Origin of the sequence: Shinella sp. SUS2 (assembly GCF_001262505.1) — a bacterium.
Taxonomy (GTDB): domain Bacteria; phylum Pseudomonadota; class Alphaproteobacteria; order Rhizobiales; family Rhizobiaceae; genus Shinella.
This window is the reverse complement of record NZ_KQ410728.1, coordinates 38,996-60,378: the sequence shown is the minus strand read 5'-3', so window position 1 is coordinate 60,378 and position 21,383 is coordinate 38,996. Positions and strand designations below refer to the sequence as shown.

General features: G+C 65.1%; 24 protein-coding genes. 4 read left to right on the top strand and 20 right to left on the bottom strand.

Translation table 11 applies throughout. The features are described 5' to 3' along the window. The first annotated feature begins 240 nt into the window (after positions 1-240). Together AKG11_RS33675 and trmFO are read left to right on the top strand one after the other, a co-directional pair. Positions 241-384 (top strand): DUF1127 domain-containing protein, encoded by a 144-nt coding sequence (locus AKG11_RS33675; RefSeq protein ID WP_023511883.1) that lies wholly within the window; start codon positions 241-243, stop codon positions 382-384. A gap of 143 nt (positions 385-527) precedes the next feature. Beyond that, the gene (trmFO, locus tag AKG11_RS10590; RefSeq protein WP_050743869.1) at positions 528-1,937 is read left to right on the top strand and encodes a methylenetetrahydrofolate--tRNA-(uracil(54)-C(5))-methyltransferase (FADH(2)-oxidizing) TrmFO; all 1,410 of its coding nucleotides are present in this window, start codon (positions 528-530) and stop codon (positions 1,935-1,937) included. 140 nt (positions 1,938-2,077) lie between these two features. Here trmFO and AKG11_RS10585 read toward each other — a convergent pair whose 3' ends face one another. The 5 genes from AKG11_RS10585 to yajC all read right to left on the bottom strand — a co-directional run bounded on the left by AKG11_RS10585 (position 2,078) and on the right by yajC (position 6,852). Next, the gene (locus AKG11_RS10585) at positions 2,078-2,530 is read right to left on the bottom strand and encodes a hypothetical protein (protein ID WP_023511881.1); all 453 of its coding nucleotides are present in this window, start codon (positions 2,528-2,530) and stop codon (positions 2,078-2,080) included. Positions 2,531-2,676: 146 nt separating this feature from the next. Beyond that, the gene (locus AKG11_RS10580; protein ID WP_050744029.1) at positions 2,677-3,531 is read right to left on the bottom strand and encodes a phytoene/squalene synthase family protein; all 855 of its coding nucleotides are present in this window, start codon (positions 3,529-3,531) and stop codon (positions 2,677-2,679) included. An 8-nt stretch (positions 3,532-3,539) separates the two neighbouring features. Next, positions 3,540-3,926 (bottom strand): Mth938-like domain-containing protein, encoded by a 387-nt coding sequence (locus AKG11_RS10575; protein WP_023511879.1) that lies wholly within the window; start codon positions 3,924-3,926, stop codon positions 3,540-3,542. Continuing rightward, positions 3,919-6,426: a protein translocase subunit SecDF gene (locus AKG11_RS10570; protein WP_050743868.1), complete on the bottom strand. Its 2,508-nt coding sequence runs from the start codon at positions 6,424-6,426 to the stop codon at positions 3,919-3,921. Before AKG11_RS10570 ends, AKG11_RS10575 begins: the two co-directional genes overlap by 8 nt. Positions 6,427-6,516: 90 nt before the next feature. After that, the gene (gene yajC / locus AKG11_RS10565; protein WP_023511877.1) at positions 6,517-6,852 is read right to left on the bottom strand and encodes a preprotein translocase subunit YajC; all 336 of its coding nucleotides are present in this window, start codon (positions 6,850-6,852) and stop codon (positions 6,517-6,519) included. A 183-nt stretch (positions 6,853-7,035) separates the two neighbouring features. Between yajC and AKG11_RS10560 the strand changes: the two genes are divergently transcribed. After that, positions 7,036-7,905 carry an ATP-binding protein gene (locus tag AKG11_RS10560; RefSeq protein ID WP_037406753.1) on the top strand — a complete coding sequence of 290 codons (870 nt, stop codon included), beginning with the start codon at positions 7,036-7,038 and terminating at the stop codon, positions 7,903-7,905. A gap of 39 nt (positions 7,906-7,944) precedes the next feature. On the opposite strand, the gene AKG11_RS10555 is transcribed toward AKG11_RS10560, so the two are convergent. Genes AKG11_RS10555 through AKG11_RS10545 form a run of 3 tightly spaced genes read right to left on the bottom strand, consistent with a single transcriptional unit; the run spans position 7,945 to position 9,188 of the window. Then, positions 7,945-8,250 (bottom strand): NIPSNAP family protein, encoded by a 306-nt coding sequence (locus AKG11_RS10555; RefSeq protein WP_023511875.1) that lies wholly within the window; start codon positions 8,248-8,250, stop codon positions 7,945-7,947. Positions 8,251-8,286: 36 nt separating this feature from the next. Beyond that, a complete protein-coding gene (locus AKG11_RS10550) occupies positions 8,287-8,760 on the bottom strand; it encodes a GNAT family N-acetyltransferase (RefSeq protein WP_050743867.1) in 474 nt (157 codons plus the stop codon). Further along, positions 8,757-9,188, bottom strand: a complete 432-nt coding sequence (locus AKG11_RS10545) for a rhodanese-like domain-containing protein (RefSeq protein WP_023511873.1) — start codon at positions 9,186-9,188, stop codon at positions 8,757-8,759. The genes AKG11_RS10550 and AKG11_RS10545 overlap by 4 nt, the downstream gene beginning before the upstream one ends. 88 nt (positions 9,189-9,276) lie before the next feature. Between AKG11_RS10545 and ftrA the strand changes: the two genes are divergently transcribed. Beyond that, positions 9,277-10,287: a transcriptional regulator FtrA gene (gene ftrA / locus AKG11_RS10540; RefSeq protein ID WP_197283970.1), complete on the top strand. Its 1,011-nt coding sequence runs from the start codon at positions 9,277-9,279 to the stop codon at positions 10,285-10,287. A gap of 45 nt (positions 10,288-10,332) precedes the next feature. Here the strand turns inward: ftrA and AKG11_RS10535 are convergent, their stop codons facing one another. From AKG11_RS10535 to nagZ, 12 genes are all read right to left on the bottom strand, one after another. Continuing rightward, complete coding sequence (locus tag AKG11_RS10535) at positions 10,333-11,913, bottom strand: peptidoglycan DD-metalloendopeptidase family protein (protein ID WP_050743865.1); 1,581 nt, start codon at positions 11,911-11,913, stop codon at positions 10,333-10,335. 151 nt (positions 11,914-12,064) lie between these two features. Next, positions 12,065-12,694 carry a hypothetical protein gene (locus tag AKG11_RS10530; RefSeq protein WP_050743864.1) on the bottom strand — a complete coding sequence of 210 codons (630 nt, stop codon included), beginning with the start codon at positions 12,692-12,694 and terminating at the stop codon, positions 12,065-12,067. A gap of 260 nt (positions 12,695-12,954) precedes the next feature. Then, entirely contained in the window at positions 12,955-13,611 is a 657-nt protein-coding gene (locus AKG11_RS10525) for a protein-L-isoaspartate(D-aspartate) O-methyltransferase (protein WP_023511869.1), read from the bottom strand. Continuing rightward, the gene (gene surE / locus AKG11_RS10520) at positions 13,608-14,378 is read right to left on the bottom strand and encodes a 5'/3'-nucleotidase SurE (RefSeq protein ID WP_023511868.1); all 771 of its coding nucleotides are present in this window, start codon (positions 14,376-14,378) and stop codon (positions 13,608-13,610) included. The genes AKG11_RS10525 and surE overlap by 4 nt, the downstream gene beginning before the upstream one ends. A gap of 19 nt (positions 14,379-14,397) precedes the next feature. Continuing rightward, positions 14,398-15,681, bottom strand: coding sequence for a serine--tRNA ligase (serS, locus tag AKG11_RS10515; RefSeq protein WP_050743863.1), 1,284 nt, complete (start codon positions 15,679-15,681; stop codon positions 14,398-14,400). A 69-nt stretch (positions 15,682-15,750) separates the two neighbouring features. Then, positions 15,751-16,587 carry a twin-arginine translocase subunit TatC gene (gene tatC, locus AKG11_RS10510; RefSeq protein WP_023511866.1) on the bottom strand — a complete coding sequence of 279 codons (837 nt, stop codon included), beginning with the start codon at positions 16,585-16,587 and terminating at the stop codon, positions 15,751-15,753. Beyond that, positions 16,584-17,207, bottom strand: coding sequence for a Sec-independent protein translocase protein TatB (gene tatB, locus AKG11_RS10505; protein ID WP_050743862.1), 624 nt, complete (start codon positions 17,205-17,207; stop codon positions 16,584-16,586). Before tatB ends, tatC begins: the two co-directional genes overlap by 4 nt. Positions 17,208-17,298: 91 nt before the next feature. Next, positions 17,299-17,496: a twin-arginine translocase TatA/TatE family subunit gene (locus tag AKG11_RS10500; protein ID WP_023511864.1), complete on the bottom strand. Its 198-nt coding sequence runs from the start codon at positions 17,494-17,496 to the stop codon at positions 17,299-17,301. A gap of 42 nt (positions 17,497-17,538) precedes the next feature. Continuing rightward, the gene (locus AKG11_RS10495; RefSeq protein ID WP_050743861.1) at positions 17,539-18,642 is read right to left on the bottom strand and encodes an ABC transporter ATP-binding protein; all 1,104 of its coding nucleotides are present in this window, start codon (positions 18,640-18,642) and stop codon (positions 17,539-17,541) included. Positions 18,643-18,706: 64 nt separating this feature from the next. Then, positions 18,707-19,438 carry an SMC-Scp complex subunit ScpB gene (scpB, locus tag AKG11_RS10490; protein ID WP_023511862.1) on the bottom strand — a complete coding sequence of 244 codons (732 nt, stop codon included), beginning with the start codon at positions 19,436-19,438 and terminating at the stop codon, positions 18,707-18,709. Beyond that, on the bottom strand, positions 19,413-20,222 hold the full coding sequence (locus AKG11_RS10485; protein WP_050743860.1) for a segregation and condensation protein A: 810 nt from the start codon (positions 20,220-20,222) through the stop codon (positions 19,413-19,415). The genes scpB and AKG11_RS10485 overlap by 26 nt, the downstream gene beginning before the upstream one ends. Before the next feature lie 113 nt (positions 20,223-20,335). Next, positions 20,336-21,355 carry a beta-N-acetylhexosaminidase gene (gene nagZ / locus AKG11_RS10480; protein WP_023511860.1) on the bottom strand — a complete coding sequence of 340 codons (1,020 nt, stop codon included), beginning with the start codon at positions 21,353-21,355 and terminating at the stop codon, positions 20,336-20,338. Between the last annotated feature and the right edge of the window lie 28 nt (positions 21,356-21,383).

Sequence of the window (21,383 nt, the reverse complement as noted above, 5' to 3'; positions counted from 1 at the left end):
CATGCGACATTCCGCAGAGAAGCCACCCAGTACGATGAAGCTTTCTATCTGCCTGGAATAGCGGCATTTTCTGCGTGCTATGCCCGCAGCAAAATCACCTGCCCGATTGGTGGTCGTCTTATTGCACAAATGCATAGCAGCTGCATTTTCTTTGCACTGCACATTAATAAGGGTATCGCCTATATAGAGCTCACACACCGGTGAGACAGACCTCCCGGCCAACCCTTCGAGGAGAAGACGATGAACCCGATCCGCATTGCAAAGAACTGGATTTCCTACCGCCGCACGATGAACGAACTCGGCAACCTGTCGAACCACACGCTGTCCGACATCGGCCTGACCCGTTACGACATCCGCGACATCGCAGCCCGTTCCTTCCGCTAAGACATAGCCGGTTTCCACCGCTGCGGCCGGAAACGGCGACGCGCGAGGAACGCTTCAAACGGCACCATCTGGTGCCGTTTTTGATTCGGGCTTTTGAATCTCCGTGATGGAAAGCAGCCCGCGGGCATGGTAACGAACCGCCCATGACACAGACCTCTTCCCTCGCTCCCATCCACGTCATCGGCGGCGGCCTTGCCGGCTCGGAAGCCGCCTGGCAGATCGCGACCAGCGGCGTACCCGTCATCCTGCATGAAATGCGCGGGGTGCGCGGCACGGATGCCCACAAGACGGACGGCCTTGCCGAACTCGTCTGCTCCAACTCCTTCCGCTCGGACGACGCGACGAGCAATGCCGTTGGCGTGCTGCACGCCGAAATGCGGCTCGCCGGCTCGCTGATCATGCGCGCGGCCGATAGCAGCCAGGTGCCGGCCGGCGGTGCCCTCGCCGTCGATCGCGACGGCTTTTCCGCCGCCGTCACCGCCGCACTCGAAGGCCACCCGTTGATTTCCATCATACGCGAGGAGGTCACCGGCCTGCCACCGGAGGCTTGGGACCAGGCGATCATCGCCACCGGGCCGCTCACCGCCCCGTCGCTCGCCGAAGCGATCCAGGCCCGCACCGGCGCCGATTCGCTCGCCTTCTTCGACGCCATCGCGCCGATCGTGCATACGGCCAGCATCGACATGGACATCTGCTGGTTCCAGTCGCGCTACGACAAGGTCGGCCCCGGCGGCACGGGCAAGGACTATATCAACTGCCCGATGGACGAAGCGCAGTACAACGCCTTCATCGACGCGATGATTGCCGGCGATACGACAGGCTTCAAGGAATGGGAGGGCACGCCCTATTTCGACGGCTGCCTGCCGATCGAGGTGATGGCGGAGCGCGGCCGCGAAACGCCGCGCCACGGCCCGATGAAGCCCATGGGCCTCACCAATGCGCACAACCCGACGGTCAAGCCCTATGCCGTCGTGCAGCTGCGGCAGGACAATGCGCTCGGCACGCTCTACAACATGGTCGGCTTCCAGACGAAGCTGAAATACGGCGCCCAGGCCGAGATCTTCCGCCTGATTCCCGGCCTCCAGAATGCGGAATTCGCTCGCCTCGGCGGCCTCCACCGCAACACCTACATCAATTCGCCGACGCTGCTCGACCGCTCGCTGACGCTGAAGGGTCGCCCGGGCCTGCGCTTTGCCGGCCAGATCACCGGCTGCGAGGGTTATGTGGAGAGCGCCAGCATCGGCCTGCTCGCCGGCCGGTTCGCGGTTGCCGAACGACGCGGCGAAACGCCCTCACTGCCGCCGGAAACCACAGCCTTCGGTTCGCTGCTCGGCCACATCACCGGCGGCCATATCGTCTCGGACGACGAACCGGGAAAACGTTCCTTCCAGCCGATGAACGTCAACTTCGGCCTGTTCCCGCCGCTGGAGCCGGGCACGGTGACGAAGCCGGACGGCGTCAAGCGGTTCCGTGGCAAGGACAAGGCCCTCGCCAAGAAACAGGCGACGGCCGCACGGGCGCTCGAAGACTGCGCCCGCTGGCTCGGTCGCTGATTTTCCGGACGGCTCCCTCGGCCGCACCGTCAAAATGCAGGATAGCACAGGAGGCCGGGAGCACGCCTCCTGCCCCTTCTCCCCGTTGAGGAGAAGGAGAAGGACGCAACGTCGTGCCACGGGCGATTGGCCCCGCCTTTTTAGTTTTGTTGGCCTGCGGTCTCGGCCCCGCGCCCGGCCACGGCCGGCATGAAGCTGCCGAGCAGCCAGAGCGAGACCTCCGCGGCCTCCCGTTCGTCGCGGAATTCGAAGACGCCGCCCTCGAAGGCGGCATTGGCAAATTTCACGGCGAGGCGCTTCGGGCCGGCGCTTTCGACGCGCACGGTGCCGGGCTCGATCCTGTGGCAGGAATAGTGGTGACCATGGGCATGCATGCATCCGGCCTTGCCGTCATGCAGGCGCAGGAACACCGTGCGGCTGTCCGCGGTGGTGATGACCTCGCGGATCGCCTCGTCGGGAAAGGCGCGGCCGAATTCAAGGATCGCAAGCCCCGCATCCTCGCCGGCCATCTCCTGCTCCTCATCCCGGCGAAACACCTGACGGAAGACGAGGCCGGCCAAAAGCAGGCAGGCGATGGTGATGGTCCAGAGCATCGGCGCGATTCCTCCGCGAAAAACGTCCTGCCGCTGTAGCGGACAAGGCTTGCGCCAGTTTTGCGTCTTGTCAGGCGCTCAAGAGGCAGCGCCGACCGGACACCGCAATTTTACGCGACACGCGAAGAAACGGGAACCCCGCCAAGTTAGAACGGGCCACGGCGCAGCGCACGCCACATCCACCATTGCCGTCGCCATTGGGCGGGCTGGAGGGAGCGCTCAAGCACCGCTTCGCCGGCCTTCTCCGCAGCACCCAGCACAGGCGGAACGAGCGCGACGGGCAGAAAGGCCGGGCGGTTGGCCGGCGAAACGCCACCAGCGGCCCGTGCCTTGGCAAGGTGCTCCCGACCGAGACCGACAAAGGCATCCACCGCCCGCGCCGCCGCGGCCGTATCGTTGCCGGCAAGCAGGGCTTCCGGTGTCAGGCCCGTGGCGGCAAGAAGATCGGCCGGCAGGTAGACCTGGCCGCGCCGCCGGTGGATCGGCAGCATCAGCAGGGTGCCGGCGACGGTCTGCGCCACGCCGGCATGGCCGGCAGCCTCCGCCGATTCGGGCGCCCTTGCCGGATCAAGGATAAGGCTTGCAAGCTGGATCAGCGCCGAGGCGGTTTCACCGGCATAGCCTTCGAATGCCGCGCGGCTTTCCATCGGGTCGTTGTAGACGTCGAAGATGCGCGCCTCTGTCATGTCCGTCAGCACGGCGACCGGCAGCCGATGTTCCTTCACGCAGGCCATCAGGCCGGCAGCGAGCGGATTGGCCATGGCATCGCCCTCGGCCGTACCCTCGAGCACGTCGCGCCACCATTGCAGGCGGATTTCGCCGGGCAACGCCTCGCGCACCACGTCGCGCACGCGGGCGATCTCGGCATTGAAGGCATAGAGCGCGGCAAGCGCGCCGCGCTTTTCCGCCGGGGCCAGCAGGCAGGCGAGGTAACGGTCGCGGTCGGTGTCGCGAAGCATCGCCAGACAGTGCGCATAAGGGTCTTGCCGCATATCGGTCATGGCAAAATTCACACCGCGATCAGCGCTGCGGCGACGGCCCGGCTTTCGGCCAGCATGACATTGAAGGTGCGTACGGCGGCGCCCGTGCTCATCGGATCGGAACGCACCTTGCGCTCCGTCAGCGCTGCCTTGATCTCGGCCGAGAGCGGACGGATCTCCTTGCCCGTGCCGACGAGCAGCACCTCGATCTCGCCCGCCTCGTCCAGGACGCGCTGGAGGTCGGCCAGCGTCAGCGGCGCGCCCTCCTCCTTGTCCCAGCCATGGATGCCCGAGGGCAGGCAGAGGATGGAGCCGCGATGCGACATGTCGGCAAAGCGGAAGCCGCCATTGCCATATGCGTCGATCGGCGCACGGCCGGGGAAATGCGCCTCCCGGATTTCGATGCCTTTAGCCATTGGCTCCCGTCGCTTCCGGAGCCGGGCCCTTGCCGCCCTTGCCCGGGCGGTAGCGCTCCGGCTGGAGGCGGAACAGGATAAGGACCGGTCCGGCGATATAGATAGAGGATATGGTGCCGATCGCCACCCCGAAGAGCAGCGTCAGCGCGAAGGTGCCGATTGCCTCACCGCCGAACAGCGCAAGCGCGGCGAGCGCGATCAGCGTCGTCGCCGAGGTGAGCACGGTGCGCGAGAGTGTGCGGTTGATCGCGTCGTCGATGAGGATCGGCAGCGGCATCTGCTTGAAATGCCGGAGATTCTCGCGAACACGGTCGTAAACGACCATCGTGTCGTTCAGCGAATAGCCGGCGACCGTCAACAGCGCCGCAACGGCGCTGATGTTGAACTCGATCTTGGCGAGCGCGAGGAAACCGAGTGTGAAGAAGACGTCATGCGCCAGCGAGATGATCGCACCGATGGCGAAATGCCATTCGAAGCGGATCCAGATATAGGCGACGAGCGCGAGCAAACCGACGATGAAGCCAAGGGTCGCAGTATCGATCAATTCGCCTGAGATCGCCGGGCCGACCACCTCGACACGGCGAAAATCATAATCGTCCTCCAGCTCGCCGCGGGCAATCAGCACGGAGGTCTGCTCCGCGTTTTCGCCCTCACCCGCCGATGTCATCCGCACCAGCGCGTGCCGCGCATCGCGTTGCTTCGTGACGTTCAGCACGTCGACGCCGGCATCGTTCAGGCGGGCCGTGATGTCGTCGAGATCCGCATTGCCGGCCTTCGCCTGCACCTCCAGCGCCGCACCGCCGGTGAAATCGATGCCGAGCTTGAGCTTGCCGGCGACCAAGAGGCCCGCGATGGCGAGCGACAGCACCGCCGTCAGCAGGAAGACGCCATTGCGCACCGCCATGAAACGCAGATTGAGGCTGTCGAAAAAGCCGGAGCGCACGCCCTTCGGCAGGTGCGTCGCGTGGCTGCGGTTGAGCCAGACCGTGACAAGGCGGCGCGTCAGCGTGAAGGTGGTGATGAGCGTCGCGAAAAGGCCGATACCGACGGCAAGCGCGAAGGCGCGCACCGGCGCGGCCGAAAGCAGGAAGAGGACCGCGATGGCGATGAACATGGTGACGGCGGCATCGAGCACCGTGGCACGGGCACGGCGGAAACCGACCAGAACCGACCGGGAGAGCTCGCGCCCACCCTTCACCTCCTCGCGGATGCGCTCGAAGATCAGCACGCTGGCATCGACGGCAATGCCGACCGTGAGCACGATACCGGCGATCATGGAAAGCGACAGCGGTGCGCCGATCAGCGCCAGCATGGCGAAGGTGAGGATGACGTTGAAGGACAATGCCAGCGAGGCGATGACGCCAAGCACGCCATAGAAGAAGGTCATGAAGGCGACGACGGCCGCGACGGCGACGAGAAGCGCGACAACGACCGTGTCGCCCGAGGTCGTGCCAAGCACCGGCTCGATGGAGCGTTCCTCGATGATGGTGAGCGGCGCAGGCAGCGGGCCGCTGGTGATGACGCGTGCGAGGTTCGCCGCGCCCTCGGCGTCGAAATCACCTGAGAGGCGGCCAACGCCGTCCGTGATGGCGCCCTGGATGCGCGAGGTGGAGATCACCTGGCCGTCGAGCAGGATGGCGACGGTGCGGCCGCTGTTGTTGCGGGTGAAGGCTGCGAGCCGTTCGGCGGCCTCGCCCTTCAGCACGAATTCGATGAAGGGTTCGCCATTGGCTGCCGGCTGTGCGGAGGCAACGTCGACGGCGGTGAAAAGATCGTCCTGGCGCACGAGATAGCCGACCGGCGGCTCGCCGGTGGAGTAGAGCACTTCGGATCCGGCCGGAGGGCCGTTCTCGATCGCCTGGTCGACCGGCACACTGTCGTCCACCAGCCGGGCGGAGAGACGGCCGACCTGCGCCAGCATGTCCTTCACGCGCTGCGGATCCGTGAGGCCCGGCATGGAGACGGTGATCCGATCGCGGTCGCCGCGGGCGACGAGCAGCGAGGGAATGCCAAGGCTTTCGACGCGGCGGCGCACGGCATCGACCGCCCCGAGCGAAGCCGCGCTGACGGCGCTGTCCACCGCTTCGCCCGAAAGCACGATGCGGAACTGGCCGGCCTCCGGCTCGCTGAGCGTGCCGAGATCGAGACCGGCGAGCGCCGCGCGGGCCGCGTCACGGCGATCGGCCGCCGAAACCGTCACCTCGATCGTGTCGTCGGCGCCGTTGAGATCGCTATAGGGAATGCGGGCGGCGCGAAGCGCGTTGCCGATCGTCTCGACGCCGGCACGCAGCCGTTCGGCGGCGATGTCGCTGCGCGAGACTTCCAGCACCAGGCGGGAGCCACCGGTAAGATCGAGGCCGGGGGCGAGGCGACGCTCGCTCAGCCAGCCGGGAAGGCCGGCCGACATCCGTGCCGGCAAAAGGCTCGGCAGAAGAACAAGAAGGCTCGCCACAAGGACGAGCCAGAGGGAAAAGGTCTTCCAGCGGGCGGATTGCTGCATCGCGATCTCGACTAATCCGGCGCGCCGCCGGCTGAAAACCAGTCGGGCCGTCCGGCCGGGCACATTCGCTCGGCCAGGCGGCAGGCCAAGTTATTCCTTGACGGGTTCGCCCTTGACGCGGACTTCGCTGACGCCGCTGCGTACGACGCGGATCTTGATGCCTTCGGCGATCTCGACTTCGAGTTCGTTGTCGTCGACGACCTTGGTGACCTTGCCGACGATGCCGCCGCCAGTAACGACCTGGTCGCCGCGGCGGATGTTCTTCAGAAGCTCATCGCGACGCTTCATGGCAGCGCGCTGCGGACGGATGATGAGGAAATACATCACCACGAAGATCAGCAGGAACGGCAGGACCGACATCAGAATGTCTGCGCCGCCTGCACCGCCGGGTGCCGCCGTCTGCGCGAAGGCCTCGGTAATGAACATCAACTACTCCTTGAAATCTTGAATTCGTGCGGCCTCCAGGGCCGTTTCGGTTGCCGGAATATAGGCAAGCGGGCCTTGAATGCAACACACGACCTTGCGAAGTGGCCTGTTTTCAAGCGCTTTCCCCCTTTTCGCGACCCGCCGCCGCATGCTACCCGGCAGGGACGCATGAGGAGAGAGAAATTGCAGGAAGATCACGTCAAGCTCTTGCTCGCCGAAATCGGCCGCATCAACGCCGCGCTGGAACGCCTCGCCGGCCCCGCCCCCGCCGTCAACGACTGGAACGCCGCCGAGGTTTTCGTCTGGTCGCCGGCCCGCCAGCACCTTCAGCCGGTCAAGCGGCCGAACCGCATCGAGATCGATCTCATCCGCGGCGTCGACCATGTGCGTGACATCCTCGTCGACAACACCGTGCGTTTCGCCCGCGGCCTGCCAGCCAACAACGTGCTGCTCTGGGGCGCGCGGGGCATGGGCAAGTCATCGCTGGTGAAATCCGTCCATGCGCTTGCCGCAAAGGAAACCGGCAGCAAGCTGAAGCTGGTCGAAGTGCACCGCGAGGACATCGCCACGCTGCCGGCGCTGATGGATATTCTCAAGGAAGCGCCCTGCCCGATCATCATCTTCTGCGACGACCTGTCCTTCGACCATGACGACACGTCCTACAAGTCGCTGAAGGCGGCACTCGACGGCGGCGTCGAGGGGCGTCCGGACAATGTGCTGCTCTACGCCACGTCCAACCGCCGGCACCTCCTGCCGCGCGACATGATGGAGAACGAGCAGTCGACGGCGATCAATCCGTCGGAGGCGGTGGAGGAGAAGGTTTCGCTCTCCGACCGTTTCGGTCTCTGGCTCGGCTTCTACAAGTGCAGCCAGGCCGAATATCTCGAGATGATCGACGGCTATGCCCGGCATTTCGACCTCGACATCCCGTCAGAGCAGTTGCATGCCGAGGCGCTGGAATGGTCGACCACCCGCGGCTCGCGCTCCGGCCGCGTCGCCTGGCAGTATGTCCAGGATCTTGCAGGCAGGCTGGGCAAACCGCTGGCGAAATGACGAAAAGCCGGCTCAACAATGAGCCGGCTTTTTCCTTGCTCAGGAAAACACCGGGCGCAGGAAGCTTCGCTCGTAGCTCACGATGCTGCGGTTGCGCTTGTCCATCTCGAAGGCCGCGACGCATTCGGGATCGGTCAGCATACGCGTGCGGTAGTCCTCGTAGGCGGCAAAGCTCGGAAAGCTGAAGAGCGCCAGCGCGATGTTGTTCGCCCCTTCGCTGGGCAGGAAATAGCCGTGATGCGTGCCGCCCATGCGGTTGACGATGGGGATCCAGGCACGGGCATATTCTTCGAACTCCGCCAACTTGTGCGGATCGATGACATATCTGAGATAGCAGGTAATCAAGAGGGCCTCCGGTCTTTGTGTTTTGCGGGGACTTTCTCAGATTCGGCCTGGTAGCGGGAGGGTCCAATGCTCCCAGGCCGCATCCGGCGCTGCGCCCTCGGCAGTATAGAAGCGCCGGGCCGGTTCGTTGTCCGGCAGCACCGTCCAGCGCAGGGCGGAAGCGCCGATCCCGGCCGCATAGGCGCGCAGTTGCGCAAAAAGCGCCTGTCCGACGCCCGCGCCGCGAAAACCCTCCGCAACGTAAAGCTCCTTCAGCACCACGACGGGCCGCAGGTCGAAGGTCCAAGGGATGCGATAGTGTACGGCAATACCGGCGATCGTTTCGCCTTTCAGGGCGACGAACACGCCGAAGGCCGGCGCAGGGCCGAAGCCAAACGCCAGCAGATCCCCGGGCGTGACCGCGAAGGCGTCGATATAGCCCTCAAAGACCGCAAGATCGCGCATCAGCCGCCAGACGGCGTCGACATCCTGCGGCTCGAAGGGCCGGACGACGATCTCTCCGCCGCTCATTCGGCGGCAACCGAAAGCAGGCTTCCCGGCTCGGCGCCGGCGGCGAAGGGTTGGCCCTCATCGACCCAGCCGGTAATGCCGCCGATCATGATCTTCACCGGCCGGCCGAGCCGCGCGAGTTTCAGCGCCGCCTGATCCGCGCCGTTGCAATGAGGACCGGCGCAATAGGCGACGAACAGCGTGTCCTCAGGCCATTCAGCCATGCGCTCGGCGGAAATCTCCCGGTGCGGCAGATGCAGCGCACCCGGCACATGCCGCCGTGCATAGGCCTCCGGCGTGCCGACGACATGCAGCAGCACGAAATCCTGATCCGCCGACTTCAGCGCCGCGGCGACATCGGCACAATCGGTCTCGACGGAAAGGCGCTTCAAAAAATGCTCGATCGCGACGGTGGACGGGGCTGCGGCGTAATCGGTGACCGTGCTCATGGTCTCTCTCCTTGCTGGCGATGGGAAATGTTTAGCCGGTTTTCCGCGCGCCTTGCAGATGGCAGGATCGCCATATAGGATCAAGATCATGCCAAACACGCTTTTCCTCCGCCCGATTGCCAATCCCCTTGTCGTCGCACTTGCCTACGACCGGCTCTGCACCTTCGAATTCGGCATCGCGACCGAGATTTTTGCGCTACCGCGGCCGGAAATGGGCGAGAACTGGTATCGTTTTGCCGTCGCGGGCGTAGATGAAGGCGAGATGCGCGCCACCGGCGGACTGCGCTTTCAGGTGGATGGCGGGCTGGCCCTGCTGGCGGAGGCCGGGACGATCGTCATACCCGGCTGGCGCGGGATCGATTCGCCCGTGCCGCAGGCGCTGATCGAGGCGCTGCGGGCGGCCCATGAGCGCGGTGCGCGCATTCTTTCCTTCTGCTCCGGCGCCTTCGTGCTCGCCGCGGCGAAGCTGCTCGACGGCAAGGCGGCGACGACGCATTGGCGCTATACCGACGCCCTCACCGAACGGCATCCGGAAATCGGCGTCAGTCCCGACGTGCTCTACATCGACGCGGGCGACGTCCTCACCTCGGCAGGAACAGCGGCGGGGCTCGATCTCTGCCTCCATCTCATCCGTCGGGATTTTGGTACGGAGGCGGCCAACCTGGTGGCGCGGCGCTTGGTCGTGCCGGCGCATCGCGACGGCGGCCAGGCCCAATTCATCCGGCAGGCTGTGCCGCGCGCCCACGAGAAAAGCCGGCTTGGCCCGCTGCTCGACCACATCAGGGAAAATCTCGGCGCGGATCATTCCGTGGCGACGCTCGCCCGCCGCACCGGCATGAGCGAGCGCACGTTCCTCCGCCGTTTCGAAGCTGCGACCGGTATGACGCCTGCCCGCTGGCTGCTCGCCCAACGCCTCGGCAAGGCGCGCGACCTCCTGGAGGAAACCAACACCTCGGTCGAAGAGATCGCAGCGCTCGCCGGCTTCGGCACAACGGGTACGCTGCGTCACCATTTTCGCCTGCATCTTTCGACGACGCCCGCCGCCTATCGCGAGGCCTTCGGCAATCGCGCCACGCAACGACAAACGGACGGCCCGTGAAGGAGCCGTCCGTTCGATGTTTCAGCGGTGCCGTTTCGCCCGACCCTATTCGAGGAAGGTCATCGGGTTGACCGGGGTGGCGTTCTTGCGCACCTCGAAGTGCACCTTCGGGCGGGTGGCATTGCCGCTCATGCCCGAGGTCGCGACGGTCTGGCCGCGCTGGATCTTCTGGCCGCGCTGGACGTTCAGCTCGCCGGCATGGCCATAGACCGTGACAGTGCCGTCGTCGTGACGCACGAGAACTGCGTTGCCGAGTTCCTTCAGGCTGGAACCCGAATAGATGACCACACCGTTTTCGGCAGCCTTGATCGGCGTGCCCTCAGGAACCGAGATGTCGATGCCGTCGTTGCGGTTGCCTTCGACATTCGCGCCGTAACCCGCGATGACCGCGCCGCGCACCGGCCAGCGATACTTGCCGATGCCCGTGGATTCAGGCGCTTCGTCCGTCACGTCGGACTTCGCAGCCACTTCGGTGACCGACACGGTCTTCACCGGCGCCTTGTAGGCTTCCGGCTTCTTCTCCGCCGTCTCGACAGCCTTTTCCTTCTTGACCGGAACCGATGCGGTCACGGTCTTGTCGGTCGTCGTCTCGGCCGCAGCCATGCTGCCGCCGGCCGGGATGGCCAGGTTCTGGCCGATGCGGATCGACGCGGTGGTGAGCCCGTTCGCCTTCTTCAGCGCATCGACGGAGACGCCGTTGCTGCGCGCGATCTTGGCGAGCGAATCGCCCGGCTTCACTTCGTAGCTCCCCTTGCCCTTGCCTTCACCGGCATCGGCGACGTTCGAATTCGTCTGGCCGCTTTCCGACTTCAGCTTTTCACGGCTGGAGGTGGTGGGCAGGATGGCGACGTTCTGCTCGCCCTTGCGCTCCGGCGTCGGCAGCTTGTTGTCGACCTTGAGCGTGCTGTCGGTCGAGGCCTTGGCGGCGCTTGCCGTGGTGCTGAAGGTCGGGATGACGATCTTCTGGCCCGGCTCGGCGTCGGATGCGCGCTTCAGGTTGTTGGCCGCGAGGATTTCCTTTTCCGGCACGCCGTAGCGGTTGGCGAGCGTCTTCACGCTTTCGCCCTGGCGCAGCATGACGACCGGCGCGTTCGCCGTCGACCAGCCGGCCTTGCCCTTGTTGACGGTTGCCGTCGTCAGAGTGTCTGCATCCCCGACGATCGCCTTCGCCTTGCGCTCGGGAAGCTGCTGACCGAGGGCGACTTCACGCTCGGCGGCCTGACGGGCGCCGGCGGTCGGATCGCCAAGCTCGCCGCGCTGGACGCTCATCGGCGTCGTCGCCAGCCGCGTGCCGGAACCGCCGGTGGTCGCGGTGTTGATCGGATCGTAGGAGACGGCGCCCTGATCGGGGAACGGCTGATTGAGCGCTTCCTCGCGCGACCCCAACTGGTCGGCCGTCGCGAACTGCTGGCCGTTGCCGACATTGCCGCGAGGAACCGGATTGCCGCCGAGGAGCGTGCGGCGCGGGACCGAGCTCGTCGTCATGTTATCCTGGCCGGAGGATGAGAAGAGGCCGCCAAAACGAGACACGTCCGAGCTGCACCCGGTCGCGACGCTGGCCAGCAAGGCGGCAACCACGAGGCGGGTCGCGGTCCTAGCAAAACTCGGCGATACACTCTTACGCATGTGACTACCCAATCGGTACGCTACTTGATGTGGACCGATTAAAGCGCGTTAGAGTTACTGCCCGGTTAAAGCGGGCCTATCCGCATTGTTTTTTTGATGAATTGATAACCATGGCGCGCCCGCACCGTGGCAAGAGGGCCACGGTAACGGATCAGAAGCCGGTCGCGTACATGGTGTCGGCGCGGGAGATACGGCTGGTGACGACGCGGGCGGCGTTCTCGAAATCCGCCTGGCTCGGCTGGAAGATCGCGGAGATGGGGGTCGCGCGCCGGGTGGCCCTGTCATCGGTGGGCACGACGTTCTCAAGAGCGGCGTCGGGCGCCGTCATGTCGAGCGCGCTTTCATTGTAGGCGATGGCGCGAAGCGCGGCGACGGCAGGCTCGCGCGTACCGGCATAGCGGGCGCTGCGCTGGTCCTCGACGGGCATGCTGTCGAAATATTCGATATAGGCACGGTAATAGGCCTTGCGGTCGCCTTCCGCCAGGAAGTGGCCGAACGCCGCATGTTCGCGCTGCTCCAGCGCCGCCGTATCCAGGTTCTCGCGCTCGGCCTCGGTAAGCGCCGGCTGACTGTAAGCCGTCTCTTCCCTGGCGACGCTGAGGACCAGAAGCGCATCGACCGAAAGGCCGACATGGGCGGAAGGATCATAGCTGCCGCCAGCCAGATGCGCGGTCGAGCCGGCCTCGGCGCTTTCTTCGGCGACCTTGCCTGCAGCCTTGGTCGCGAGATAAGCGAGGCTGTCGCTGGTCGAGCTGCTGGCGATCCTGTTCGAGACGTGCATTTCCCTCTCCATCGGAACGGCCGCACCCTTGGAAAACCGGCGTCCTGCGTGGAAGTTTCTGCTTCGCTACCGGCCTACGCCCTGAAGCTTGCGCGAAGCTTGCGCTGGTTAACAAAAGGTTAACGCGCTGTATTTACGCTCGGAATTCGCGCGAAACGCGCAGGCGCGAGCGCCGGGCGCGTTGGTTTTCCGCCAAAAATGCGGAAAGACTCAGCCGGCGCCGGCTTGCCGAGCGAAAGAAAGCGGGTTTTGGGAAGGGATCAGAGGGCCTGCGCCATCTGAGGAACGATCGGCAGATACGGCACCTCGAAGAGGTCCTCGCGATCGAAGCGGCTGCCGGTCTTGACCAGCTTCAGCATGCGACACTCGGTTTCGCTGACCGTGACGGGGGCGATCAGCATGCCGCCCGACACCAGCTGTTCGGCGAAGAAGCGCGGCAGGGCGGGAAAGGCGGCGGTGACGAGGATGCGGTCGAAGGTCCCCTCACCCGGCATGCCGTTGCTGCCGTCGGCCTGTCGCACGATGACATTGCGGATGCCGGCCTTCTCGATCGACTGCTGCGCATTGGTGGCGAGCGTCCGGTAGCGATCGACGGTCAGCACGCGTTCCGTCAGACGCCCCATGACGGCGGCGGTGAAGCCGGAGCCGGTGCCGACCTCGAGGATGCGCTGGCCGGCCTTGAGGTTCAGATGGTGCAGGAGCCGTACGGAAAGGTCGATCCCCTCCATGAAGGACCCGCAGTCGAGCGGCAGGATGCGCCGCGAATAGGCGTCGCCGGCAAACTGCGGCGGCACGAAAAGCGTGCGCGGCGTCTGCTCGACGGCGGTCAACAGGTCGAGATTGTTGATGCCCTGGCCGCGCAGGCGCAACGCCAGCGCGGCAAAACCCTCTTTCTCGATGACCCGTCCCGTATTCAATCCGCATCCTCGCCGTTGAGCGCGCGCTGCACGCGATCCAGCACCGTGTAGTCCGTGAGATCGAGCTTCAGCGGTGTTACGGAGATCTTGTGGTTCTTCACCGCGTGGATGTCCGTTCCGGCGCGGAAATCGCCCTTCCGCTCACCGAAGCGCAGCCAGTAATAGGGGAAGCCGCGGCCGTCCATGCGCTCGTCGATCGTCAGGCCGAAATCGAGCTTGCCCTGGCTGGTGACCTCGACGCCCTTGAGGTCCGCAGGCGCGCAGTTCGGGAAATTGACGTTGAAGAAGGTCCAGTCCGGCAGCTCGACGTCCATCAGCTGGCGGATCAGCTTCGGCGCAAAGCTTTCGGCGACTTCCCACGGCACGACGCGGCCGCCGGCATGGTTGTAGGCCTGGCTCAGCGCCATGGACTTGATGCCCTGCAGCGTGCCCTCGATCGCACCGGCAATCGTGCCCGAATAGGTGACGTCGTCGGCCATGTTGGCGCCGACATTGACGCCGGACAGCACGAGGTCCGGCTTCCTGTCGAGCACTTCGCGCACGCCCATGATGACGCAGTCGGTCGGCGTGCCGCGCAGCGCGTAGCGCTTCTCGTCGATCTTGCGCAGGCGCAGCGGCTCGGAAAGCGTCAGCGAATGGGCAAGACCGCTCTGGTCCGTCTCGGGCGCCACGATCCAGACGTCATCCGTCAGCTCGCGGGCAATCCGCTCGAGGGCAGCAAGGCCCTCGGCATGGATGCCGTCGTCGTTCGTCAGAAGAATACGCATGTCATCTCCGCCTTCCGCCTCAGGCGGCCTTCTCGATCTTCTTCCGGCCGCCCATATAGGGCAGCAGCACGTCCGGCACGGTGACCGAGCCGTCCTCGTTAAGGTAGTTTTCCATGACGGCGATCAGCGCGCGGCCGACCGCCGTACCCGAGCCGTTCAGCGTGTGCACGAACTTCGTCGTCTTGTCGTCCTTGCCGCGATAGCGCGCATTCATGCGCCGTGCCTGGAAATCACCGCAGACCGAAACGGACGAGATTTCGCGGAACGTGTCCTGACCGGGCAGCCAGACTTCCAGGTCATAGGTCTTGCGAGCGCCAAAACCCATGTCGCCGGTGCAGAGCGTCATGACGCGGTAGTGCAGGCCGAGGCGCTTCAGGATTTCTTCTGCGCAGGCCGTCATGCGCTCGTGCTCGTCGATCGAGCTTTCCGCATCGGTGATCGACACGAGCTCGCACTTCATGAACTGATGCTGGCGCAGCATGCCGCGCGTGTCGCGGCCGGCCGAGCCCGCTTCCGAACGAAAGCATGGCGTCAGCGAGGTGAAGCGCAGCGGCAGCTTTTCCTGATCGACGATCTCCTCACGCACGAGGTTGGTGAGCGAGACCTCCGCGGTCGGGATCAGCCAGCGGCCGTCCGTGGTACGGAACAGGTCTTCGGAGAACTTCGGCAACTGGCCGGTGCCGAACATGGCATCGTCGCGCACGAGGAGCGGCGCATGCACTTCCGTATAGCCGTGCTCGCCGGTGTGCAGATCGATCATGAACTGGCCGAGGGCGCGCTCAAGGCGTGCGAGCTGGCCCTTCAGCACGGTGAAGCGCGAGCCGGCGATCTTAGCTGCGGCTTCAAAATCCATGTAGCCGAGGGCTTCGCCGATCTCGTAGTGTTCCAGCGCCTTGTGGTTCCAGCCGGGCTTGGCGCCCCATTTCAGCTTTTCCACATTGCCGGCCTCGTCGGTGCCGACAGGCACGTCGTCGAGCGGAATGTTCGGAATGCGCGACAGGGCGTCGTTGAGCTCGGCAGTGACCTGGCGCTCCTCCTCCTCGGCGGCGGGAAGCTGATCCTTGATGGCCGAGACTTCGGTCTTCAGCTTCTCGGCGAGCTCGCCGTTCTTCGCCGCCATGGCCGCGCCGATCTCCTTGGAGGCGGCGTTGCGGCGCGACTGCATGTCCTGCGCCTTCTGGATGACGCTGCGGCGCCTCTCGTCGAGATCGATGAGGGCCTTTGCCAGGGGGCTCGCACCGCGCTTTGCCAGGGCGGCGTCGAGAGCGGCGGCGTTGTCGCGGATCCATTTGATATCAAGCATTGTCGTTCCAGGCGTTCCGTGGATTGAGGCCCACCCGCGCCCGGCAGCACAGTGCGACGACGCCGGGGATCAGGCCTTGTCGGCCTCTTCCGGCGTCGCAACGACCTCGTTCTCCGCATCCTGCGCGTTCGAGGCGCTCGCCCGCTGCCGTTCGATGAGTCGGGCCGTATAGATGGAAATCTCGTAGAGAAGGATGGCCGGCAGTGCAAGGCCGATCTGGGAAACCGGATCGGGCGGCGTCAGCACGGCGGCGACCACGAAGGCGATGACGATCGCGTATTTGCGCTTGTCGGCAAGCGTCTGGGAATCGATGAAACCGGCCCGCACCAGCAGCGAGGAAACCACGGGAAGCTGGAAGACAAGGCCAAAGGCGAAGATCAGCGACATGATGAGGCTGAGATATTCCGACACCTTCGGCAGGAGCTGGATCGACACCTCTCCCTCGCCGCCGCCCTGCTCCATGGCCAGGAAGAACCACATGACCATGGGCGTGAAGAAGAAGTAGACGAGCGCCGCACCGATGAGAAAAAGGATCGGCGAGGCGATCAGGAACGGCAGGAAGGCGGCGCGCTCGTTCTTGTAGAGGCCGGGCGCGACGAACTTGTAGACCTGCTGGGCGATGACCGGAAACGCGATGACCAGCGCGCCGAACATGGCGACCTTGATCTGCGTGAAGAAGAATTCCTGCGGCGCCGTGTAGATCAGCTCGACATTGCGGTGCGAAAGCCCCGCCCATGTCACGGCCCATTTGAAGGGCAGGACGAGCAGATTGAACAGCTGCTTGGCAAAATAGAAACAGACGAGAAAGGCAACGAAGAACGCGCCGACCGCCCAGAGAAGGCGCTGGCGAAGCTCGATCAGGTGCTCCATGAGCGGCTGGGGCTTATCTTCCATATCGCCGCTCATGCGTCGCCCTTCTTGGTCTTTGCAGTCTTGGCCTTGGCAGGCGCCGCCTTCTTTTCGGCGGAGGCCTTTGCGGCCGGCTTTTCAGCCGCCTTGGCGACGGGTTCGGCTTTCGCGGCCGCCTTGCGGGGCTTTGCCGCCTTGTCCGTCGCGTCCGCGGGTTTCCTTGTCGCCGTCTTCTTCACCGGTCCGGCTTTCAACGGAACGGCAGCGACGGGTTCGGCGGAAACCGGCTTCGGCACCTCGGCTGGCACGGCGACCGGCGTGCTGCCGGCAACGCCTTCCGCGGGCGTTGCGGCAGGGGCCGTCGAGGAGACGGAGCTGGTCGTCTTCTGAAGATCAGCCTTGATGTCGTCGCCCATCTGGCGCAGCGGGTTGACCGCCTCGCGGATGGTGTTCAGCGGATTGAGCTTCTGCGCCTCGCCGATCGTCTTCTTGACGTCCTCGAGGTCCGCTTCGCGCAGCGCCTCGTCGAACTGCTGGCGGAAATCGCCCGCCATGCCGCGCATCTTCGACATCATGCGGCCGAACGTGCGCAGCATCTGCGGCAGGTCCTTCGGACCGACCACGATGATCAGGACGATCGCGATGACGAGTATTTCGGTCCAGCCGACATCAAGCATAGGGTACTGTCCTCATGGGCTGCGAACCACCGCTCGCAGCCGCCAGGTCACGCTGCACGGATTGACCTGGCAAATCCAGGTTCAACGCCGCTCACTTGACCTCGTCAGCCTTGTGATCGACGGTCTTGGCCTTGTCGGCAGCGGCGGCTTCCTCGTCGGACATGCCCTTCTTGAAGTTCTTGATGCCCTTGGCAACATCGCCCATCAATTCCGGAATCTTGCCGCGGCCGAACAGCAGCAGCACCACCACCAGAACGATCAGCCAATGCCAGATGCTGAATGAACCCATATTCTTGACTCCCTTTCGAACTCGTACCCCGATGTAAGACGTTCAGCCGTCTTTTTCAAACACTAGAATGTCGCGGTGGTTAGCCGAAAGCGTGACGTCGCGCAATCCGGAAGCCAACTGATCGGCCCTAACGCGCGCCCGGACCGGCCGATCTGTGCCCGGCACGGCGAGATCGAGCAGCTCCACCACCCCGAGAAAACGCCGCGACAATATGCGTGCGGGGATTTCACCGCCCGTTTCCATCACCCGCAGCCCGGAAAGGCGCACCGCGACATGGACCTTCTGGCCGTCGGAAAACCGCTTGCCGTCGACAGTGCCGAGCGGCGTTTCGACCACGCCCCCGTGCACGCGGCCGGGAAACTCGTTGATTTCGGAGAAAAAGGCGGCAGCGAAGATATTTTTAGGATTGAGATAGAGCTCTTCCGCCGTGCCCACCTGCACGAGCCGGCCATCCTTCAACAACGCGATGCGGTCGCCCATGCGCATCGCCTCCTCCGCATCATGGGTCACCACGATGGCGCTGGCGCGCGACTGGCGCAGGATCGCCAGCGTATCGGCGCGGATCGAGTCCTTGAGGCGCGAATCAAGCCCGGAAAACGGCTCGTCCATCAGAAGCACCGAAGGGCGCGGCGCAAGCGCCCGGGCGAGCGCCACGCGCTGCTGCTCGCCGCCCGAAAGAACATGTGGAAACTTCTGGGCGTAGTGCGAGAGGCCGACGCGTTCGAGCGCGACCTGCGCCTCTGCCTCCGCCTCTGCCCGCGGCAGCGCCGTCAAGCCGAAGCGCACATTGTCGAGCACGGACATATGCGGGAAGAGCGCGAAATCCTGGAACATCAGCCCCACGCCGCGCCGCTCGGGTGGCAGGAAGACGGTCGGACCGGCAACCTCACGGTCGTTCAGAAGCACGCGGCCGGCCGTCTGCGCCTCGATGCCTGCGGCAATGCGCAAAAGCGTCGTCTTGCCGGAACCGGACGGACCGAGCAGGCACAAGACCTCGCCGGGCTCCGCCGTCAGCGAGATGCCGCGGATCGTTTCCTTGTTGTGGTAGCTGTGGTGGATATCCTCGAAGGACAGGCGCGCCGCGAAGGTGACCGCCGATGCCCGTCTCGTCTCGTTGCCGTTGGAGCCTGACGGGTCCAAAACCATGTGCCGAAGTCTTTCCCTGCCGCCGGCACAGGCGCCGACGGTACAGTCCTGTCATAAGCTTCGTTTATTCGTCTTCTTTTCCGCCCGGTGTCAAGAGACCGAGTTCTTCGAGATCCAGCTGGGTGATCGGATCCTCGTCGTCCGCAAACTCGTCCTCGCGCAGCGGCATGGGCACCTGGAAATTGGACGGAATGCGGCCGGACAGCAGGCCGGCGCCCTTCAGTTCCTCAAGGCCCGGCAGGTCGCGCAGGTCCTCCAGGCCGAAATGATCGAGGAAATCACGCGTGGTGCCAAACGTCACCGGGCGGCCCGGCGAGCGGCGGCGGCCGCGAAACCGCACCCAGCCGGCCTCCATCAGCACGTCGAGCGTGCCCTTCGAGGTCTGTACGCCTCGGATATCCTCGATCTCCGCGCGGGTGACGGGCTGATGGTAAGCGATGATCGACAGAACCTCGAGCGCGGCGCGCGACAATTTGCGCACCTCCGTCTCCTCCGTCCGGATGACGAAGGAGAGGTCCGGGGCCGTGCGGAAGGCCCAGCTGTCATCGAGCTGCACGAGGTTGACGCCGCGGCCTGCATAGAGTGCCTTCAGCTCGCGCATGACATGCAGCACATCGACGCCGCGCGGCAGCCTGTCGGCGATATAGGCCTGCGAGACCGGTCCGGCGGAGGCGAAAACCAGCGCCTCGGCAATGCGCGCTGCCTCGTGCAGTCGACGTGGATCGACGATCGTGCCGGCGTCCGCATCGCGCGGTGCGTCGTCCCCCGGCTCAGCCACGTCCGTCGCCCCCGTCATCGTCGCCCTCGGGCTTGGGTCCGCGGCGCAGGTAGATCGGCTGGAAGGCACCGTCCTGGCGCAATTCCAGGCGCCCTTCCCTCACCAGCTCCAGCGTCGCTGCAAACGCGCTGGCGATCGCCGTGGTCCGCTCCGTCGGGTTGCGCAGGTAGCGCAGGATGAAGTTGTCGAGCGCCGCCCAGTCGTCCTCAAAGCCGCCGACGAGCAGCGACAGGATTTCGCGCGCATCGGAGAGCGACCAGACGGTGCGTTTCTCGATGGTGACCTGCGTGACCGCGTGGCGCTGGCGCAGCGACGAATAGGCGTTGAGCAGGTCGTAGAGCGAAGCGTCGAAGGACGAGCGCCGCTCGGTCGGAATATGCTCCGGCATGCCGCGGGCAAAGACGTCGCGGCCGAGGCGGTTGCGGTTGATGAGCCGCGTCGCCGCATCGCGCATCGCCTCAAGCCGCTTCAGGCGGAAGGCGAGGCTTGCCGCCATCTCCTCGCCGGAGGGGCCATCGTCCTTCGCCTGCTTGGGAATGAGCAGGCGCGACTTGAGATAGGCAAGCCAGGCCGCCATGACGAGATAGTCCGCGGCCAGCTCGATGCGGATCTTGCGCGCCCGCTCGATGAAGACGAGATATTGTTCGGCAAGCGCCAGCACGGAGATGCGGGTAAGATCCACCTTCTGCGTGCGGGCGAGATGCAGCAGAAGGTCGAGCGGGCCTTCGAAGCCGGCGAGATCGACGACGAGGCTCTCCTCGGTAAGGCCCCGCGCCTCGGCGTCCTGCCACAGGTCGGCCATCGGCGCTTGCGCGCCGCGCCCTTTCTTCGGTGGCTTCGACCCCGTTCCCTGCACGTCGCCCCTCTTTATCGTGCCGCGCGCCCGCGCCTGCGGGAGCCCGCTTGCGGCGGCTGTCAGGCCACCGCGATCATGGCGTTGAACTCTTCGCGCAGCGCCGCCTCGTCCGCCCCGTCCGGCGTCGGGAAGCCTGCACGCACCGCATTCGCCCGCCGCAGGCTGTCGCCGGTCAGTGGCGGAACGTTCTCGGTCACCGCGATCATTTCCTCCATGATGCCATGGCAATGCAACACCATGTCGAGGCCGGCAGCAATGATTCCCCGGCTTCTTGCGGCAATATCGCCCTTCAGCGCGTTCATCGACACGTCGTCGGACATCAGAAGCCCGTCGAAACCCATATGGCCGCGGATGATCTCGCTGACGACCTTTGCCGAGGTGGTCGCCGGATTGTCGGCATCGATGGCGGTAAAGACGATATGGGCGGACATCGCCATCAGCTCGTCGTTCATGCGGCGGAAGGGCACGAAATCGCAGGCCTCCAGCTCAGCGCGGCTGGCATGCACGACCGGCAGGTCGTGGTGCGAATCGACCATTGTCCGGCCATGGCCCGGCATGTGTTTCATGATCGGCAGCAGGCCGCCGGCCTTGAGACCTTCGGCAGCCGCCCTGCCCATCACGGAGACGATCTCGGGCTCCTGTCCATAGGCACGGTTGCCGATGACGTCATGCACACCCGGGACAGCGACGTCGAGCACTGGCAGGCAATCGACATTGATGCCGAGGCGGAGGAGATCGAAAGCATGCAGGCGCGACATCAGCCAGGCGGCGCGCAGCCCCTTCTCCGCATCGGCGCGGTAGATCGCACCGAGCGCGGCGGCGTTCGGATACTGCTGCACATGTGGCGGCTTGATGCGCTGGACGCGGCCGCCCTCCTGATCGATCAGCACGGGGATATCCGCGTCGCCGCCAAGGCAGTCGCGCATCTCGGCGGTCAGGTCCGCCACCTGCGCCGGCTCGCCGATGTTGCGGCCGAACAGGATGAAGCCCCACGGCCGCTCGCTGCGGAAGAAGGCTTTCTCGTCGGCGGTCAGACTCAGGCCCTTGCAGCCCGAAAGGAAGGATTTCGATTCGCTCATGTCCGCAATCTTAAAGGTTCGATGGAGA